We start from the raw sequence: 18,598 nt of genomic DNA, 5'->3' as shown, positions 1-18,598 counted from the left end.
CAGGTCAAGCTTTCCCCGGAAAGAGGTTCGCGGCCATGAAGGACACCGACCAGCTGACCGTGGCCGAGGTCGCCAAACGCAGCGGCTTCGCGGCCTCCGCGCTGCGGTTCTACGAGCGCGAGGGGCTGCTCACCGCCCACCGCACCGGCGGCGGCCAGCGCCGCTACGAGCGCCACGTCCTGCGCCGGCTCGCCTTCATCCGCGCCGCCCGCCACGTGGGCCTGTCGCTCGACGAGATCCGCGACGCGCTCGCGACCCTCCCCGAGTCCCGCACCCCCACCAAGGCCGACTGGGCCCGCATCTCGCGCGGCTGGCGCTCCCGGCTCGACGCCGAGATCACCGCCCTCACCACCCTGCGCGACGGCCTCGAGTCCTGCATCGGCTGCGGGTGCCTCTCCCTCCAGCGGTGCGCCATCTCCAACCCCGACGACACCGCCGCCCGCTTCGGCTCCGGAGCGCTCTACCTCCCCCAGCCCCTCCGCGAAGACCACTGACCGGCACCGACCGAGTCCGCGGATTCCGGCTGGTGCGGCACCGCCCGCCTCGCCGTGCGCAACGCGCCCAGCGCGAAGACTGCGAGCGCGACCCACAGGAGACCGAATCCGAGCCACCGCGAAGGCGTCACCGATTCACCGAGTACCCAGACCCCGATGGCGAACTGGATCACCGGATTCAGGTACATGACCAGGCCGAACGTCGACAGAGGCACGCGGTTGACCGCCGCGGCGAAGAAGAGGAGCGGCAGCGTACTCACAACCCCGGCAAGCGGCACCAGTGGGGCGACGCCCCATGTGCCGGGAAAGACAAGCCGATCCGTGGCGCCGAGCCACAGCAGGCAGCCGACCGCAAACGGGGTCAGGAAGACCGTCTCGACCGCCATGCCCTCGACGGCGGGCACCGCGAGCCGCTTCTTGACCAACCCGTACAGCGCCACCGTGCCGGCGATCAGCAGTGCGACCCAGGGGACACCCCCGTACCCCCATCCCAGCACCAGTACGCCGGCCGCCGACACCGCGACCGCGAACCACTGGTAAGCGCGTAGCCGTTCACGCAGGATCGCCACCCCCAACGCGGCGGTGACGAACGGTCCGACGAACAGGGACAACGACGTCTCCACGACACGGCCGGTCACCACGCCGTAGATGTAGAGCCCCCAAGCACACCCCATGAGCGAGCCGGTGCCGGCCAACGTCCACCCGGCGCGCCGGTCCCGGGCAAGTACTCTGACACCCCGCCGAGTTCGAGGCCGCAGGGCTACCACCACCATGGCCACGGCCCACGACCACAAGACCCGATGCGCCAGCATTTCCGCTGTCGTCATGCCGTCCAACAACGGCCAGAACAGCGGCTGCACACCCCAGATCAACTGCGCCGCGACCGCAAACTCCAGCCCGGTCCGCAGCTCGCGACCCCCGTCGTACCGCTGCACGCAGCCTCCTGAACCGGCCTCGCCAAGCGTCCCAGCACCCAGCCCCCCGAACGCCGGCCCCAATCCTCCCGACCCCACCCACGTGCCGCTATCCAGCCGCCGCAGGCCTGCGGAGGGTTCGCATGGCGCCCCCACGAGCCTTTTCGACACCGTTAGTTGGTGACTTCGGGTGGCAAATGCCGCAGAGCACCGGTTAGTTGACATGGAATATCGACATATCCCTCTAGGCACCTTGATTCCGCTGATCAAGCTGCGCTTGGATCTGCCGAACCTACGGTGGGCTTCCTTGGGGGGATTCCGCATGTCGGCTGGACCGCGCACGCCCGCACGCCGTTTCGCAGCAGTGTCAGTGGTGTTGGCATTGGTGGCCGGGCTCTCGCTTGGGGGAGTCTCGGCGGCCGCCGCGACGGGTGCACCCGACGTGGAGCGCCCCGACAAGCCACGTCCCACCCAGCAAACCGGATCGGCCGCCGGCCGTCCCCATGAAGTGGGCACCGAACAAACGCGGTTCGACGAATCCGCGGCGGGCGGACCCGGCGCCCCCGCGTCGAACGAGCTTCCTCCTGAGGAATCGTTGCTGCCGGTCCCGGTCGAGTCCAAGGGCCATTCCCCGGAGCCCACGCAATCGGCCCCGGTCGTCCAGTCCGTGCCTCCCCACCAACAGGGGCCGACGGTCGGCATGACCCCGTCGTCCGCGCCGCCGCAGACACCCAAGACCTCCGCGTCCTCGTCGTACGACCCCGCCACCAGCACCGAGGTGGTTGCGGAACGCGGGGAACGCACACAGGTTTTCGACAACGCCGATGGGTCACGCACCTTGCGCGTGTCCGAGGAACCGGTCAACTTTCGTACGCAGGACGGCCGCTGGGAGCCGATCGACACGACACTCGTGACCGCTCCCGGACCCCCGGCACGCGCCGGCGTCGCCTCGGGCGACCAAGCCCGCGTCCAGGGTGGCTGGCAGACGAAGGCCGGCGCCTATCCGGTCGCGATCGCCGGCACGGCGAACTCGCCTACCCTGGCGACGATACAGGTCGGGAACGGGCAGTCCGCCGGATTCGGCCTCGACGGAGCCACTCCCGCGACCGGCCGCGCGGACCGGGACACCGTGACCTTCTCCGGTGTGCGCGACAAGGCCGACCTGACCCTCCATGCGGACGAAGGAAGCCTCAAGGAAACGATCCACCTCCAGTCCCGCCAATCGCCCGACACGTGGACGTTCCCGCTCGCGCTGGAAGGGCTGGTGCCGAGCCTCGACGAGGCGGGCAACGTCGCTCTCAAGGACGCCGCCGGCGAGGTCCGGGCCGTCATTCCGGCAGGCTGGATGATGGACTCCGCCGTCAACCCCGCGACCGGGGACGGCGTCACCTCGGGCGGTGTCTCGTACGCCCTGATCGAGCGCGCACCGGGGGCGTGGGCCCTCAAGGTCATGCTCGACCGCGCGTGGCTGGACGACCCCCGGCGCGTGTACCCCGTCAAGGTCGACCCGACGCTGCAGGTCACGCCGACGGCCAATTCCGTGAGCATCGTCCAGGGCCGCAACTACTTCCAGACGGACGTCTACCGCCTCGGCTACAACTGCGACGGCGGGGTCTGCAACAACGCAGCGATCCTGCTCAACACGGCCTCGGTGTCCTCGGCGCTGCAGAACCACCAGATCACCGGGGCGCGCCTGAACCTGTGGAACGTGCACACGTACGACTGCCAGGCGCCGCGCGCCGTCACGGTGCACGCGAACACCGCCCCGTGGAACCCGAGCACGGTGCGCTACCCGGGGCCCGCCTACGGAGGCGCCCTCGGCTCCGCGACCTTCGGCCGCGGCAATGAGAGTGACGGCTGCGGCGACGGCTGGGGCGTCGTCAACCTCGGTACCGCCGGGGCGAACGTGATTCAGGGCTGGGTCACCGGACAGCCAAACCACGGGCTCACCGTGCGCACCGCCCTCAATGACCCCAGGACCTGGAAGAAGTTCGACACCGCGCCGAACAACGGCGTGAAGCTCGACATCGACTACACCCCGTACCGCGCCGCCTACCGCTTCGACGCCCTGGTCACGCCCGTCACCGCCAGTCAGGACGGGGTCGCCCGGATCACCGTCACCAACACCGGAGCGGCCACGTGGTACACCAACGTCCACAGCCTGCACTACACGCTGTTCAACTCGGCGGGCCAGACGGTACCCAACGTGGCGTGGACCGGACTGCCGTACAACGTGGGTCCGGGCGGCTCGGCGACGCTCGATGCCCGCATAGCCAAGCTGACGCCGGGCAACTACACGCTGTGCTGGGACATGGACGCCAACAACGGGCCGAAGTTCTCCCAACTCGGCGTCCCCTGGCTGTGCATGAACCTGGCGACGGCCAACCAGTGGCCGGTCCTGACGTCGATGCAGCCTGGCAACGGTCACGAGTCCGCCACCACGACACCGACGCTCACCGTCGCGGGCTACGACCCGGACAACTACCCCTGGACCTACCAGGACTACCTGTTCGAGGTCTGCGAGGTCGTCGCCACCGACTACCAGGTCAACTGCCGTAGCTCCGGACCGGCGTGGCAGACGTCGCCGTCCTTCACGGTCCCCGCGGGTTGGGGGCTGACCAAGGGCAAGACGTACGCGTGGTACGGCTACATCGGTGACGGGGCGAACAGCAACGCCCGGCCGAACCCGGCCGTTTTCACCATCCCCAACCGCGACCCGGTGATCGACGCGGCGTGGCCGCCCAACGGGTACACCTTCCCCACGCTCACGCCGATGCTGCACGTCTCCGGCCGGGACACCGACGGCTGGCCGAACCTGGGTGTCGATCACCGCTTCGAGGTCTGCGAGTCCGAAGGGGGCGACCACCGCAAGAACTGCCAGGCGTCCGACTGGATGGACGCCAACACGTGGACCGTCCCCGAGAGTTGGGGGCTGAAGTGGGCGAAGTCGTATGCCTGGTACGCCTCGGTAGGTGACAAGGGCGGCGGCGCCGCGTCCATCGCGCGGCCCGTGTTCTTCACCACCCAGGTGCCGCAGCCGGCGGTGACGTCGCATCTCGCCTCGGGCACGGACGGCAAGGAGTTCAACGTCCAGGTCGGCAACTACACGACCTCGGCGGCGGACGCGTCGGTGGGTGCGGTCGGACCGGAGCTGACCGTGCGCCGCACCTACAACTCGATGGACCCGCGCCCCGACAGCGCCTTCGGCGAAGGCTGGTCGTCCCGGTGGGACATGCGGGCCGTTCCCGACAGCGACGGGTCGGGCAACGTCGTGGTGGTGCTGGCGGACGGACGCCAGGTGCGCTTCGGACGCAACTTCGACGGCACCTACGCCTCGCCTTCGGGCGGGTTCGCGACGTTCACCAGCGCCCAGGGCGGAGGGTGGGTGCTGGCCGACAAGTCCGGCACCCGGCATGTCTTCGACGCGGCGGGGCGCCTGACCGGCATCTCGGATGCGAGCGGGCGGGCCCAGACGCTGACGTACGACACCACGGGCCGCCTCGCCCGGGCAACCGACGCCATGTCGGGCCGGTACCTCGACTTCACCTGGTCCGGGGGCCATGTGGTCGCCGTGACGACGAACCCGGTCGACGGTGCGTCGTCCGGGCTGGTATGGACGTACTCCTACGAGGGGGATCGGCTCGCCGCGGTGTGCCCGCCGCCGGACGGCGTCGGTCCGCAGACCGCCTGCAGCCGGTACGAGTATCAGAGTTCCTCTCAGTACCGCAGCGTCGTCCTGGACACCAACCCGCGCTCGTACTGGCGGCTCGGCGACGCCGCTGGGGCTGTCGCCGCGAGCCAGTCGGTCGTACAGGGCGGCAGGGACAACGGAACACACCGCAACGTCACGGCGGCTGTCCAAGGTGCTTTGGGGGGCACGCCGGACGGGGCCGCGCACTTCAACGGCACCAACGCCTACGTCGACCTGCCCAAGGACCTGGTCCGCGCCAACCCGTACCTGTCGGTGGAGCTGTGGTTCCGTACCACCGCGGGCGGCACGCTGTTCAGCTACAGCCAGAAGCCGGTCGAGGAACAGGACGGCAGCACCCCGGGTGTCCCGGTGCTGTACGTGGGCTCGGACGGCAAGCTGCGCGGCCAGTTCTGGAACGGCCAGTTCGATCCGATCACCAGTACCGGGGCGGTCAACGACGGCCAGTGGCACCACGCGGTCCTCAGCGGCCAGGGCACGACCCAGACGCTGTACCTCGACAACACCGCTGTGGGCAGCCGAGCGGGCGAGATCAGGAATCTCGACCCGGTGAATACCATCGGTGCGGGCGGCTCTCACGACTCGTGGCCCTCTCGGTGGGAGAACGACCCGAGGGGCTACTTCGACGGAGACATCGACGAAGTTTCCTTGTACGACCGTCCATTGGGCGCGCCTACCGTTGCCGAGCACTACGTCGCTCGCAGGGTCGCGGCCCAGGCCACCAAAGTCGTGCTGCCGTCCGGGCGTGCGCATGCCGAGGTCGTGTACGACCCGGCCACCGAGCGGGTCAGCCGACTGACGGACGCAAACGGCGGTGCATGGCAGTTGTCCGCGCCCACGTTCGAGGGCTCGTCCGCGCCGTACACGACCGCTGTCACGGCCGATGCGCCCAAGGGCTACTGGCGTCTCAACGAACGCGAAGGCACCACAGGCGCCAACTCGGTCACCGGCGGACCGGCGCTCACGTACGCCGACGCCCGCCTGGGCGAGGCCGGGATCTTTGCGGCCGGCGACGATACCGCGGCCGAGTTCAACGGACGCAGCGCCACGGCTCAACTGCCGGCGGGGGCGTTCACGACGCCGGACAACCGGATGTCCGTGGAGCTGTGGTTCCGCTCGGAGGGCCCGGGCGTCATCCTCGGGTACTCCCAGAAGCCCTTCGACCAGAACAACAACCCGGCGACGCCGATGCTGTACGTCGGCACCGACGGCAAGTTGCGCGGCCAGGCGTGGTCGGGCAGCACGCAGCCGATCACTTCTCCGCAAGCGGTCAACGACGGGCTCTGGCACCACACAGTGCTCTCGGTCGGAGGCAACAACCAGCCGCAAACCCTGTACCTGGACGGCGTCGCCGTCGGTACCATCCAGTCCCAGACGGTTGTCGTCGACCCATACGTGACCGTCGGCTCGGGTGTCTTCGACGCCAACGCCTGGCCGTCCGGCACCGGTCCGCGCATGTACTTCACCGGTGACATCGACGAAGTCTCTTTCTACGACACGGCATTGGGCGCCGGGAGCGTCAAGGACCACTACGCGGCCCGCGGCAAGCTGCTGGCGAGCACGGCACCGGCGTACCGCGCGGCGGTCGCCGGCGACGGACCCTGGTCGTACTGGCGCCTCAACGAACCCAACGGCGGACAGGCCGTGTCGCAGCAGGCGGCTCGCGCAAGCTGGGGACAGGCCACCGCGTACGGCACCGACAACGCCTACGGCGTGCTGCCCGGCGACGACGCGGCGCGCTTCAACGGGGCAGGCTGGCACGTCGAGTTGCCGCAAGGACTCGTGCACGGCATGGCGCGCGTGTCGGTGGAGTTGTGGTTCAAGACCATAGAGCCGGGCGTCCTGTTCGGCTACCAGTCCAATGCGCTGAACGATCCGGTACAGAACGACTGGGCCCCCGCCCTGTATGTGGACACCGACGGAAAACTGCGCGGCAAGTTCTACACCAGTACCGCGATGCCCCAGATCGTTTCACCGGGCCAGGTCAACGACGACGAGTGGCACCACGTGGCGCTGACCACGGACGGCCGCTGGCACAACCTCTTCCTCGACGGTGCCTTGGTCGGCACGCAGGAGGGCGCGACCTACCACGAGCGCAGCGTGCGCAACTTCGTCGGTGCGGGCACGACGCTCGGATGGGAGAAGGCCCCGCCCGGCGCGGGCTACTTCACCGGATCTATCGACGAAGTCGCGGTCTACCACAAGACCCTCGACCCGGCGACGGTTGCGAGCCACGCCCAGGTCGGCGATCTCAACGCGAACGAGTACCGCGCCCGTATCGAGGACGCGGGCCCCGTGGGCTATTGGTCGATGGCGCCGCCGCCGAGCCGCATCCTCCCGAACCTGGTCACACCCCCGAACTCGGACGTCGCGGGCGTGTGGAACGTGCAGTACGGCGTCGAGGGCGCGTTCGGCCGCGACGGTGACCAGGCCATGGGCTTCGACGGTACCTCGTCGCATCTGCGGCTGCGTCCAGGGCAGTTGCCGCAGGACCAGCAGTTCACGGTGGAGACCTGGTTCAAGACCGACGCGCCTGGGGTGCTGATGGGTTACGCGACCGAGGACTTCGCGTACATCACTCCCGAAACCGCCGGAACGCCGATGCTGTACGTCGGCACGGACGGGCATCTGCGCGCGGAAGCCTGGCACGGCAGCGCCACGCCCATCGCGTCCACCGAGGCGGTGATGGACAACCAGTGGCACCACGTCGCGTTCGTCGTCGACACCGTGGCCAAGAAGCAGACGCTCTACCTCGACGGCAGCGCGGTCGGCACCAAGGACGCCGAGTTCGTCGTCGTGGACGAGCATCTGACGATCGGCGCGGGAGTCCTGAACGGGTGGCCGTGGCCGGCCGCGCCGACGAACTTCCGCGGATATTTCCGCGGCACGATCGACGAAGTCGCTCTATATCGCCAGGCGTTGACGCCCGAGTCGGTCGCGGCTCACTTTGCTGCGGGTACCACGCAGACCAACTCGCGGCTCGCGTCGTCGGTCACGGTGACCGACCCGGCCGGCAAGCCGATCAAGCGCACGTACGATGCGCTACGCGGCCGCGTGCTCTCGCTCACGGACGCCGGCGGCGGCACCACGACCTACGGCTACGACGCGGGCGGCTACCAGCACAGCATCGTCGACCCCAACGGCAACGCGGTAGTCAGCGGACACGACGCGCGCGGCAACGAGGTGTCGCGTACCACGTGCCGTACCACCAGCTCGTGTTGGACCGGATATCAGGAGTACTACCTCAACGCCGGCGACGGGCTCGACCCGCGCAACGACCAGTTGACCGCGACGCGGGATCCGCGGTCCGCGGACGCGAGGGACAACACCTACCGGACCCAGTACACCTATACCGCGCGGGGCGAGTCGGAGACCGTGGTCAACCCGGACGGTTCCCAGACCACGCGTACGTACACCGTCGCGACGACGCCGGCCCAAGGCGGCGGCGTTGCGCCGGCGGGTCTGTTGCAGACCGTGGTCGATCCGGGCAACCGCACCACCACGTACAGCTATTACGCCAACGGCGATCTGGCGGCGATCACCGAGCCGTCCGGACTCGTGACCCGGTACACGTACGACGGCATCGGGCGGAAGTCGGTCGAGACGGTCCACTCGGACGCGGTCCCGGCGGGCGTGCCGACAACGTTCACCTACGACGGATCGTCGCGCATGTTGACGGCGACCGGGCCGGGAGTCGCGAACGCGATCACCAACGTCACGCACACCGGACGCACGACACGCACGTATGACGCCGACGGCCGGGTCCTCACAACCACTGAGTCCGATGTGACCGGCGGCGACGTGGCGCGCACCACGACGACCGTCTACGACCATCGCGGCCTGCCCGTATTGGTGACGGACGCGGAGGGCAACGTCACCGGCTTCGAGTACGACGCCTTCGGGCGCCGGGAACGCGAGACCGCGGCGACTGGGGACGTCACACGCTTCACATACACGCCGGCGGGCCAACTCGCCGAGACCATCCTGCTCGGGTGGACCGGTGATCCGTGGGGCATGCCTCCCCGCGACCTGGTGCTGGAGTCGCGCGCCTACGACCAGGCCGGGCGTCTGGCGTCCGTGACCGATTCGATGGGCGGAACAACCGAGTTCCAGTACTACGACGACGACAAGCTCGCCAAGACGGTCGCCCGGTACGTGCAGGACGGCCAGGGCGTGAAGCACGACCTCGTCCTGGAGCGGAACTGGTACGACGGGGCCGGCAACCTCGTGCGGACCACGACCGGGAACGGCACGCAGACCACGGAGTTCAAGCGCGATTCCATGGGCCGCGTCGTCGAATCGATCCTCGACCCCGGCGGGCTGAACCGCGTCACGACGCATACGTACAACGCCGCCGGAGACCGGACGCAGTCGCTGCGTACCGGGCCGGACATCGTCCATCCTGAGGTGGTCGACGTCGAGTACGACGCGTTCGGTCGCCCGCTGAAGGAGACGGTCCGCAACGACGACGGGACCGGCCGCGCGGACACCGATCTGGTGACGACGCTCACGTACGACCAGCGGGGTCTGGTGACCTCCCGCAAGAGCCCCAACGCCAATGCGGCGGCCTGTACCGGTGTCTGCGAAGTCTCGATGACCTACGACATCCTCGGCCGACTCGTCCGGACCGAGGGAGCCGAGGTGCCCGTGTCCGTCGGCGGGCAGCCCTCCACCATGATCCGACCGACGACCACCGTCGGGTACAACGTCTTCGGCGAAGCGGTGCAAAGCCGGGACGCGAACGGCAACGTGACGACCACTCAGCTCGACAAGCTGGGCCGTCCGACCGCGACCACCCTGCCGAACTACACGCCGCCGGGTGCGACGACCCCGCTGCCGGCGACCAGGACCCAGACGTATGACAAGCTCGGGCGGCCGGTCACGACGACCGATGCGCTCGGCCGCACGACCACGATGAAATACGACCAACTGGGCAACCTCGTCGAGCAGATCGCCCCGGGGCCTGACGCGCCCAAGACGACGTACCGGTACACGCCGACGGGTCTCCAACTGTCCGCGACCGGACCGTCGGGGGAGCGGACCGAGGCGACGTACGACCAGCTCGGGCGGCCACTGACGACATCCCGGCAGGAGCGGTACCCCGACCAGGAGTGGTTCGTCACGGACTACGCCTACGACGACGCGTCCAACCTCGTCCTGACCTCGTCGCCGCTCGGCCGGGAGACGCGGATGCGGTACAACGCGGCCGGCCAGCTGGTCGAGACGATCGAGCCGGAGGGGGAAAGCACCGATACCGATTACGACGGTCTCGGTCGCCCGGTGCGGACCACGCCCAACTCGGGGCGTGCGACCAGCGTGACCTACAGCCCGGCGGGTCGCGTCGACGCGGTGGACAACTACGACCACTACGGCGGGGTCATCAGGACCACCTCGCAGAAGTTCGACCACGACGGCAAGGTCACCCGGGTCGACACACCCGCGGGCGGACAGACGTCGTACACCTACGACCGCGGCGGCCGACTCACCACGCAGGTCGAGAAGGTGTCCGCGACCGAGTCCATCACCACAGCGTTCGAGTACGACGCGGCGGGCAACCGCACCCGCTTCGTCGACGGCCGCGGCAACGCCACCGTCTACACCTACAACAGCTGGGGGTTGAGCGAGTCCACCGTCGAACCCTCCACCACCGCACACCCGAACCCCGCCGACCGCACCTGGACGTCGGTCTACGACAGTGCCGGGCAGGTCGTGACGCAACTCGCCCCCGGCGGTGTGCGCACCGACATGGCGTACAACCCGCTCGGGCTCATCCTCAGCCAGTCCGGCTCGGGCGCTGAAGCCGGCACCAGGACAAGGTCGTTCACGTACGACGTGTCTGGTCGTCGCCTCACGGCGACGTCGGAGGCCCCATTGTTGGCGCGCACGGACACGTACACGTACAACGACCGCGGCCTGATGCTGACCGCGGAGGGCCCGGGCGGCGACGCCGAGCACGTCTGGAACGCCGAAGACGAACTCGTCGAGCGGACGGACGAGGCGGGGACGCGCAGGTTCGGGTACGACGGCAACGGTCGGCTGTCCTGGGCCCAAGACCCGCAGAGCGCCACGATGTTCAGCTACTGGTACAACCAAGCCGGTCGTCTCGGGGGTGAGGACTACGAGACGACCTCCCCCCTCGGAACCGCGCAGGACGAGTGGCCGAAGGGGAGCCGTTACTACAGCTACGACGATCTCGGGCGGTTGGTCGGCGACAGCATCGAGAACCAGGACGGTGTCGAGCAGTTGTCGATCGGCTACGAGTACGACGCCGACGGCCGGATGACGAGCAAGACCACGACGGGTGTGGCGGGGGCGTCCGCGAACACCTACACCTACGACCTGGCCGGTCGCCTGACCAGCCACAACGACGGCACGAACACCACGGCCTACGAGTGGGACGCGTCGGGGAACCGCACCAAGGCGGGAGCCACTACGGCCACGTACGACGAACGTAACCGCCTCCTGACGGCGGGTACGACGTCGTACACCTACAGCCCGCGGGGCACGCGCGCCACGACCGCCGTGCCGGGACTCGTCTTCACCTCGAAGTACGACGCGTTCGAGCAACTGCTCGAAGACGGCAACACGACCTACGAGTACGACGCCCTCGGACGCGTGGCCAAGCGTGACGGTGACGGCGACTACAGCTACGACGGCGCCACGAACAACCTGGTCAAGGCCGGGGATTCGAGGTTCGCCAGGGACCCGGACGGCGCCCTGCTCTCCGCCCGTAACGGCGACCCGGCCAACGGCGGTTCGGTGGAACTCACCATCGCCGACCAGCACGGCGACGTCGTGGCCGGACTGGCCACCACCCCGGACGACTCCGTCGCCGTCGCGGGATCGAAGTCCTACGACCCCTTCGGCAAGGTGACCGCACAGGCCGGCGCCAACGGAAGTCTCGGCTACCAGGGCGGCTACACCGACCCGGACACCGGACAGGTCAACATGGCCTCCCGCTGGTACGACCCGGAAACCGGCGGCTTCGGCAGCCGCGACACCTGGACCCTCGACCCGAGCCCCTCGGGCAACGCCAACCGATACGGGTACGCCAACGCCGATCCGCTCGGCAACACCGACCCGACGGGCCACTGCGTCCCGGCGTGGACCAAGAGCCGGACCACCAAGACCGTGAAGACCGTGTCCCGTCGCGGCGGAGCCTGGGGGTTGATCGCAACCGTCGCGTGGGACGTCGGCTGGGAGGTCGTCGACCACTACACGGGCGCGTGCAGTGGCGACGGGCCCAGCGGCGGCAGCGGCGGCGGGCAATCCCCGCAGTACAGCGGTGACGCAGACATGGCGTACGCCGCCGGAGTCGCCAACAGTTGCTACTGGTGCGTCTTCCCGACACCTCCGCTCGTCTCCTACACCACCCCGACCGCGCCGCCCGGCCCGTCCGGCCCGCGGGGTCCGTCCAGGCCGCCGAAGAACCCGAGCGGTCGGCCCCCGACCAAGCCCAAGCCCCCCGTCAAGCCCAAGCCCCCGCACCGCCCCACCGCCCCCACCAACCGCCCGCCGACCCCGGCAACCGCGGTGGTGGACCAGGCCGCAGCAGTGGCCGCGATGATCCGAGCCGGCCTCCAGGTAGGCGCGATCCTCCAGTCCGTCGCCGACGTAGTGGTCGCCAGCGAGCCCTACACGCCGCCCGAGGAGATCGTCGACGACTTGATGGACGACGACGAAGCACAGGCCGTCGTGGACCAGATGGTCGCCGGGCTCCAGTACGACGCGTCGGCACCGGGGTCAGGTACGGGAACTCAGGGCGGACGCGACATTTGCGCCGCGTCTCAGGAATCCAGATTCAAGTACCTCGACTACAAGTACGACTGGGTTGCGGAAGGTCGCGTATACCAGGGATCGACCTCGATCATTTGCCCCGGCGACACAGGGGGCGACCGAAAGGAGGCGAGCAAGTCGATTCATCCCCCGGGTTGGCCGACCGGACCGAACGGCGAGTGGGCCACGGATCACCCTTACGCGCGCTGTCACTCCCACGCCAGCACGCTGGGTGGCACCGGGAAAGACGAGCGGAATTTGTTCACCTGCTATCACGACACGATGAACAATTCGTGGATGAAGACGGTCGAAGGGCGGACTTCCCGGAAGATCAACAAGTCGCAGAGTGCGGTGCTCTACGTGGTCACACCGCTCTATGTGGAGCGCGGTGAAAAAACCGTCTCCTACTTGACGATGCAGGTCTTCATGGTGGATCGCCAGACCGGCGCGGTTACGGCCCCGTACTGTAGTGTGATTCTTCCGCACTGGGGTGGTACAAACGCTGATCCGAAGAATGCCGGGGTGAGGGATTATGTCAAGAAGTCTTGCCCGTCTCCGTGAGGCGCTGTCCCTGGATTCGGGAGCCCGCCGCGAGGTGGCCTGGGTCGAATTGGAGTCGGCCCTGGGCACGCGACTTCCGTCGGACTACAAGGAGATTCTGGAAACGTATCCCAGGCTGGTTGTCGACGATTTCATCAGGTTGCTGGATCCCGACAGCAAGTCATGGTCCCTGCGTCCAGTCGAAGCGAACCAGTCGAATTCCGCATGGTTGGCGGACATGCGGTCGGATGAGGATTTCGCCGACGAATTCCCCTATCCTGCCTTCCCGGACAGGAATGGTGTCCTGCTCTGGGGAAACACCACCAACGGCGACTACTGCTACTGGCTGGCGGTCGGCGATCCCGAGTCCTGGACCGTGGTGGTGTCACGCCACAAGGGGAGCACGTGGACCCGGCACCCATGCGGCGTTGCGGAGTTCCTGAGCACGCTGGGCGACAGCAGCCCGTGGCCGGACTGGCCGGAGGGGCCGGTGTCGGCAAGCTATGGACGGGTTCAGTGAGGGCGAAGTGCGACCGACGGCCATGTTGGCCCACGGGTGGGTCGCGGCTTAGCGGAGTGACTTCACGGCGTCGGTGATGAGGCGGCGGGCGTAGGTGCCGATTCCCGGTTGGGGGGTGCGGGTGGGGTCGGACTTGGCGCGTTGGTGGATGCCTTCGAGGAGGACCGCGAGGCGGAAGCGCGAGAGGGTGATGTAGTAGGTGAGATCCGGGAGTTCGCGGCCGGCGCGGGTCGCGTAGCGGGCGGCCATCTCGTCCCAGGAGCTCCCCTCCGCGGGGCCGGTCTCGAACCAGATGCGGAGGAACCCGGCGAGGTCGAGGAGCGGGTCGCCGATGGTGGCGGTCTCCCAGTCGACGATCGCGGTGACGCGCGGCGGGGGGTCGGGGGCGAGCAGGACGTTGCCGAAGTGGTAGTCGCCGTGCATGAGTACGGGGGTGAACGCGGGCGGGAGGTTCTTCCCCAGCCACGAGGTGACGACCTCGACGCCGGGCAGCGTGCCCTGCTCCGGGTAGCCGGACAACTGCTTCATCCAGCGGCCGACCTGGCGTTCGTGGAAGCCGTCGGGGCGGCCGAGGTCGCCGAGGCCGACGGCCTGGGGGTCGAGCGCGTGCAGGTCGGCGAGAGTGTCGGCCATGGCGAGGCCGATCTCGCGGCCGGGGGATGAGCCGGGAGGGGTGCCGGCAGGGGTGCCGGGAGTGCCGGCGGTGCCGAAGGACGCGGGGATGGCCTCGGGGAACGGGGCGAAGCCCTCGACGCGGGCCATGAGGTAGAAGGCGCTGCCGAGGACGCCGCGGTCGTCGCAGAAGGCGACCGCGCGCGGGTGCGGGACAGGGGTGTCCGCGAGGGCGGTCAAGATGCGGAACTCGCGGCGCAGGCCGTCCTCGGCGCGGTCGAGGGCGACGCCGGCGGGGCGGCGCAGCACCCAGGCGTGTTCGCCGCGCCGGATCTGGAACATGGCGTTGGACTTGCCGCCGGACAGCGCGGAGTGCTCGACCGGCTCGCCCGGGGCGAGGCCGAGGCCGTCGAGCCAGGTGCCCAGGCGGGCGGGGTCGAGGAGCGGCGCGGCGGGGGTGGCGGTCATGTGGCGGCTCCGCGGAGGTTGTCGGCGACGCCGTCGCGGGATCCGCCGGCGGGCTTCGCGGCGGCGGCGCGTACCCGGGACCCGCCGTCGATGATCAGGTCGGCGCCGGTGATCCACGCGGCGGCGTCGGACGCGAGCCACAGGGCCGCGCCCGCGATGTCGTCGGGCATACCGATGCGGCCCAGGGGGATCCCGGCGGAGGCCTTCGCCTCGTCGGGTTCCCAGATGGCCCGCGCCATACGGGTCTTGACCAGGCCGGGGGAGAGCGAGTTGACGCGTACGCCCGGAGCGAGTTCGCCGGCGAGCTGCCGCGTGAAGTGGGCGAGTGCCGCCTTGCTGATCTCGTACGCGCCGATCATCGGGGCGACGCCGTACGTCCCCTCGGTGCTGATGTTCAGGATGACGCCGCCGTTGTCGCGCATCCACGCCCGCCACACCGCCTGCGCGAAGAGCAGTGGGCCGTCGAGGTTGACCTGGAAGGTCTTGCGCCACGCGCCGAGCGAGACGTCCATCAGCGGGCCGAACGCCGGATTGGTCGCGGCGTTGTTGACCAGGACGTCGACCCGGCCGAACGCGGCGACGGCGTACGCGACCGCGGCGTCGACCTGCTCCGGTTCGCCGGCGGAGCCCGCGTACGCGACGGCCCGGCCGGGTGCGCCGATCCCGTCCAGGTGGGCGAGCGCCTCGTCGAGTTCGTGCTGCTTGCGGGCGGTGAGGCAGACGTCCGCACCGGCCCGCAGGAACGCCTCGGCGGTCGCGAAGCCGATGCCGCGCGACGCCCCCGTGACGAGAACCGCCCGGCCGTGGAAGGACGGTGGCGCCGGAGCGGGGCGGTGGTCGGCCGGGTCGGTCATGACGGTCGATGCTAGGCGCGGCCTCTTGCGGTGTCCAGGTACCTGCTTTGGTCAAGTATTTGGGGAACGGAGGGAGCAGGGCATGGACGAATTGGCTTTCGACGGACGGGTCGCGGTCGTGACGGGGGCAGGCGGCGGGCTCGGTCGGGCGTACGCGCTGCACCTCGCCCGGCACGGTGCCCGCGTCGTCGTCAACGACATCGGCGGCGACATCCGGGGCGCGCGCGAGGGCGCGGACGCGGGCGACGGCGACGTGGGCTCACCGGCGCGCGAGGTGGTCGCGGAGATCGTCGCGGCGGGCGGTGAGGCGGTCGCGAACACCGACACGGTTGCCACCCGCGAGGGCGGCGAGGCGATCGTCGCGACGGCCCTCGACACCTGGGGACGCATCGACATCGTCGTCAACAACGCCGGTGTGGCGCCGAGCGGGGCGGGTGTCGACACGCTGGGCGAGGAGGAGTACCGCAGGGTCCTCGGGACGCACCTCGACGGAGCGTTCCATGTCACCGGCCCTGCCTGGCGGCACATGCGCGCTGCCGGGTACGGGCGCGTGGTCAACACGTGCTCGGGGTCGGTGTTCGGCATGCCGTTCGTGCTGCCGTACGCCACCGCCAAATCCGGGATCATCGGCTTCACCCGGGTACTCGGCATCGAGGGCGCCCCGGACGGCATCAAGGTCAACGCCGTTCTCCCGGTGGCCTGGACGCGTATGACGGCATCGGGCTTCGAGCAGGTCTACGACGCCAAGTTCGGCCCCGAGGGCGCGTCGCCGTTCCGGGCCGCCTTCCGCGCCGGGCAGACGGCCGCGTGCGTCGGGCTGCTGGCCCACGAACTCGCGCCGTGCACCGGTGAGTTGTTCAGTGTGGGGGCGGGACGTGTGGCACGCGTCGTGCTCGGGGTCACGCCGGGGCTGCACAGGGCCGACGGTGAGGCGGCCGAGGCGCCGATGCGGGCGCTTCTCGACGGCTTCGAGACGGTCATGGACACCGGCGGCCTGGCCGTGCCGACCGACTCCTTCGACGAACTCTCCTATTTCCGCCGCTGATTGCGGTCCCACGCCGGACGCCCCCCGCGCCCGGAACGCGGACGAGGGGTGCCTCGGCGGTGGTCGACGCCGGGGCACCCCTCGTACGGGTGATGGCTCAGGTGCCGGGCTTCACCGCGGCCGGTACGGCCGGCACCGGCTGCGCGGGGACCGCGGGGGGCGCGGCAGGCGCGGCCGGCGTCAGGAAGGTCGCCCAGTCGGGCTTCTCCGACACGTTCAGCTTCTGGAGCTTGGCGAGGACCGCCGGGTCCTGCGCGTCGAGCCAGTCCGCGAGCTGCTTGAACGACACGCAGCGCACGCCTTCCTTGGCGCATGCGTCGCGCATCGTCCGCTCGACGGCCTTCATGTAGATGCCGCCGTTCCAGCTCTCGAAGTGGTTGCCGATGATCAGCGGCGCCCGGTTCGAGCTGTAGGCGCGGTTGAAGCCCGACATGAAGCTCTCGTACGCCTGCTTCTCCCACGCCGCGTGGTTCGACGGGTCGCCCTTGACCGTCCGCGACTGGTTCATCATGACGTTGTAGTCCATCGACAGGACCTCGAACTTGTGTCCGGGGAACGGGATCGACTGCAGCGGCATGTCCCAGATGCCGTTCGCCTTCGCGGGCCAGATCTGGCGTCCGCCCGGCCCGCTGGAGTCGTACCGGAAGCCGAGCTGCGGCGCAGCCTCCAGCAGCGCCTTCTGGCCCTCCAGGCACGGCGCCCGCCCGCCGACCAGCTCCTTCTTGTAGTCGAAGGGCAGTGCGGGGAGGTCGGTGATGCCGGTGGTGGTGCGCCACGTCTGGACGAACTTCAGCGCCTGCTCGGTCTCCTTCACCCAGTCGGCGGCCGACCACGAGCCGCCGCCCGTCGGGCCGCAGAAGTGGCCGTTGAAGTGCGTGCCGACCTCGTGCCCGTCCTTCCAGGCGAGGCCGAGCTGCTCGATCGTGTCGCGCACCTCGTTGGCGTCGAGGAAGCCGATGTCGCTCTGGCCGACGGCCTTGTTCGGGCCCTGGTACTGCGCCCGCTGGCTGGCCGGGAGCACGTAGATGCCGCTGAGGAACAGCGTCATCGTCGCGTTGGACTCCTGCGCGACCTTGCGGAAGTGCGAGAAGAGCTTCTGGTTGTCCTCGCCCACGCCGTCCCACGAGAAGACCACGAACTGCGGGGGAGTCTCACCGGGCTTGAGCTTCTCGATCGGCATGCGGTTCGGCTGCACGCCGGTGCTGGACGTCGAACCGTCGCCGATCAGGGTCACGGCGCCGGCGGGCGGCGGGGCGGCCTGCACGGACTTGTCGTCCTTGCCCGCGGCCGGGGCCTTGGAACTGTCGTTCTTGGCGCTCTTGTCGTCGCTGTCCTTGGCCAGGAACACGAATCCCACGGCGGCCAGGACCGCGACGACGACGAGCAGGGCTGCACCACGAGCGGAGCGCACGACTCACCTCGTCCGGAGGGTCAGAAATCTGATGGACCCTCACAGTAAGACGCGAATGTCATGCTTCATCAGAAATAGCAACACTCAAACGGGTGTGTCGCGGTATGTCTATCCGTTAATAGTTGACCAGTGCACCTATCTCGCCCACAATCGACGTGACGCGGGCCCCATGCCCGCGGTCTTGCCGGGCCTGAGGGGAGCATCGATGCGCGCGCTGATCCGCCACCGCATCTCCCATCTGCCTGTGCCTCCCGG

At 69.3% G+C, this 18,598-nt stretch carries 8 protein-coding genes; 4 read left to right on the top strand and 4 right to left on the bottom strand.

Features of this window, described 5'->3' with window-relative positions; translation table 11 throughout:
* The first annotated feature begins 35 nt into the window (after positions 1-35).
* On the top strand, positions 36-494 hold the full coding sequence (soxR, locus tag AB0C36_RS20075; protein ID WP_358355834.1) for a redox-sensitive transcriptional activator SoxR: 459 nt from the start codon (positions 36-38) through the stop codon (positions 492-494).
* Here soxR and rarD read toward each other — a convergent pair.
* On the bottom strand, positions 461-1,429 hold the full coding sequence (gene rarD, locus AB0C36_RS20070) for an EamA family transporter RarD (RefSeq protein WP_358355832.1): 969 nt from the start codon (positions 1,427-1,429) through the stop codon (positions 461-463). The genes soxR and rarD overlap by 34 nt on opposite strands.
* A gap of 679 nt (positions 1,430-2,108) precedes the next feature.
* Here rarD and AB0C36_RS20065 point away from each other — a divergent pair.
* On the top strand, positions 2,109-13,454 hold the full coding sequence (locus AB0C36_RS20065; protein WP_358355830.1) for a LamG-like jellyroll fold domain-containing protein: 11,346 nt from the start codon (positions 2,109-2,111) through the stop codon (positions 13,452-13,454).
* Between the two features lie 34 nt (positions 13,455-13,488).
* The gene (locus tag AB0C36_RS20060; protein WP_358355828.1) at positions 13,489-13,953 is read left to right on the top strand and encodes an SMI1/KNR4 family protein; all 465 of its coding nucleotides are present in this window, start codon (positions 13,489-13,491) and stop codon (positions 13,951-13,953) included.
* A gap of 48 nt (positions 13,954-14,001) precedes the next feature.
* Here the strand turns inward: AB0C36_RS20060 and AB0C36_RS20055 are convergent, their stop codons facing one another.
* Positions 14,002-15,033, bottom strand: coding sequence for a phosphotransferase family protein (locus tag AB0C36_RS20055; RefSeq protein WP_358355826.1), 1,032 nt, complete (start codon positions 15,031-15,033; stop codon positions 14,002-14,004).
* Entirely contained in the window at positions 15,030-15,887 is an 858-nt protein-coding gene (locus AB0C36_RS20050) for an SDR family oxidoreductase (protein ID WP_358355824.1), read from the bottom strand. Before AB0C36_RS20050 ends, AB0C36_RS20055 begins: the two co-directional genes overlap by 4 nt.
* A gap of 82 nt (positions 15,888-15,969) precedes the next feature.
* Here AB0C36_RS20050 and AB0C36_RS20045 point away from each other — a divergent pair, with 82 nt between their 5' ends.
* Positions 15,970-16,932, top strand: a complete 963-nt coding sequence (locus tag AB0C36_RS20045) for an SDR family NAD(P)-dependent oxidoreductase (protein ID WP_358355822.1) — start codon at positions 15,970-15,972, stop codon at positions 16,930-16,932.
* Positions 16,933-17,029: 97 nt separating this feature from the next.
* Here AB0C36_RS20045 and AB0C36_RS20040 read toward each other — a convergent pair whose 3' ends face one another.
* Positions 17,030-18,343, bottom strand: a complete 1,314-nt coding sequence (locus tag AB0C36_RS20040; RefSeq protein ID WP_358355820.1) for a polysaccharide deacetylase family protein — start codon at positions 18,341-18,343, stop codon at positions 17,030-17,032.
* Positions 18,344-18,598: the final 255 nt, after the last annotated feature.

The organism is Streptodolium elevatio (assembly GCF_040649515.1).
Classification (GTDB): Bacteria; Actinomycetota; Actinomycetes; order Streptomycetales; family Streptomycetaceae; genus Yinghuangia; species Yinghuangia elevatio.
The sequence above is the reverse complement of the archived record's forward strand: the minus strand, read 5'-3'. Positions and strand labels throughout refer to the sequence as shown.

Excerpts from the sequence above, each read along its gene's own strand:
- soxR (WP_358355834.1), top strand. The coding sequence starts at position 36 with ATGAAGGACACCGACCAGCTGACCGTGGCCGAGGTCGCCAAACGCAGC.
- AB0C36_RS20065 (WP_358355830.1), top strand. The coding sequence starts at position 2,109 with ATGACCCCGTCGTCCGCGCCGCCGCAGACACCCAAGACCTCCGCGTCC.
- AB0C36_RS20055 (WP_358355826.1), bottom strand. The coding sequence starts at position 15,033 with ATGACCGCCACCCCCGCCGCGCCGCTCCTCGACCCCGCCCGCCTGGGC.
- AB0C36_RS20050 (WP_358355824.1), bottom strand. The coding sequence starts at position 15,887 with ATGACCGACCCGGCCGACCACCGCCCCGCTCCGGCGCCACCGTCCTTC.
- AB0C36_RS20045 (WP_358355822.1), top strand. The coding sequence starts at position 15,970 with ATGGACGAATTGGCTTTCGACGGACGGGTCGCGGTCGTGACGGGGGCA.